Genomic DNA, 1,187 nt, shown 5'->3' on the forward strand with positions numbered 1-1,187 from the left:
GGAGCCTCTGAACTACACGGTTGGCTCAGTCTTGCCAGACTTGCAGGGCCATTTTTCGCGCCACTCGTCCTTCGGGACGAGCGCTCGGCTTTCTTTCGATGCCGCCTTTCAGCTCTTTCGCCGCGGATCGGGGGGAATTCCCCGCTCCGTGGACGCACTCATGCTGCCGCCGCCAATCGGCGGCGCGCCATCTTCAAGTTGACCAACGCGAACAGCGTCTGCAACTGCGCTGTGTTCTTCGCCAGACCCCGATACCGCACCTTGGTGAAGCCGAACTGGCACTTCAACACCTGGAACGGGTGCTCGACCCGCGCACGCAGCTGCGCCTTCAGCCGCTCCAGCGTCTCCGTCGCTTCCTTCACCACGGCGTCCGCGATGGCCTTGACCTTGCCGCGCTTCTCCGCGACGTGCAGCTCCGCGTTGCCCTTCGCGTACTTCTGCGCCCCGGTATAGCCCGCGTCCGCATGCACGGTGGCTTCCTCTCCGGTAAGCAGTGCACCGATCTGGGTGACGTCCGCGGTGTTGGCCGCCGTGCCCACGACGACGCGCACCAGACCCGAATGAGAGTCCACGCCGATGTGCGCCTTCATGCCGAAGTACCACTGATTGCCCTTCTTCGTTTGATGCATCTCGGGATCGCGCTCGCCCGTGCGGTTCTTGGTCGAGCTCGGCGCATGGATGATCGTCGCGTCCACCAGCGTGCCCGCACGCATCTGCATGCCACGCGCCATCAAGTGGGCATTGACAGCCTCAAGAATCTTCGACGCCAGCGAGTGCTTCTCAAGGAAGCGTCGGAACTTCAGGATCGTGGTTTCATCCGGGATCGCGTCGACGTTGAGCTCCAGTCCAACAAAACGACGCATCGACTCGATCTCGTACAGCGCGTCCTCCATCGCTGGGTCGCTCAACGCATACCACTGCTGCAGAAAGTGGATCCGAAGCATGACCGCCGCAGGGATCGGCGGTCGTCCGGCTTTGCCACCCTTCGGGTAGTGCTCCTCGATCAAGGCCAACAGAGCCGACCATGGCACCACCTGCTCCATCTCGGCCAGGAACTTCTCACGGCGCGTCTGCTTCTTCTTCGCCGTATACGCCAAGGAGTCGAAGGTCGTCTGCTTCATCGGCTGAACATTCTGCGGAGGGTGCGCTATGGTAGCGGGCGTGAGGGATAAATCAGAGGGTCCCTA

The 1,187-nt window shown here is 62.3% G+C and carries 1 protein-coding gene; it reads right to left on the reverse strand.

Annotated features, from left to right (window positions below; genetic code table 11):
- Positions 1 to 158: 158 nt before the first annotated feature.
- Positions 159 to 1,121: an IS5 family transposase gene (locus tag IQ254_RS31195; protein WP_193970011.1), complete on the reverse strand. Its 963-nt coding sequence runs from the start codon at positions 1,119 to 1,121 to the stop codon at positions 159 to 161.
- Positions 1,122 to 1,187: the final 66 nt, after the last annotated feature.

Origin of the sequence: Nodosilinea sp. LEGE 07088, assembly GCF_015207395.1 — a bacterium.
Taxonomy (GTDB): domain Bacteria; phylum Cyanobacteriota; class Cyanobacteriia; order Phormidesmidales; family Phormidesmidaceae; genus Nodosilinea.

What these genes read in the sequence shown, in the direction of transcription:
- IQ254_RS31195 (WP_193970011.1), bottom strand. Translation starts at nt 1,121, where the DNA reads ATGAAGCAGACGACCTTCGACTCCTTGGCGTATACGGCGAAGAAGAAG.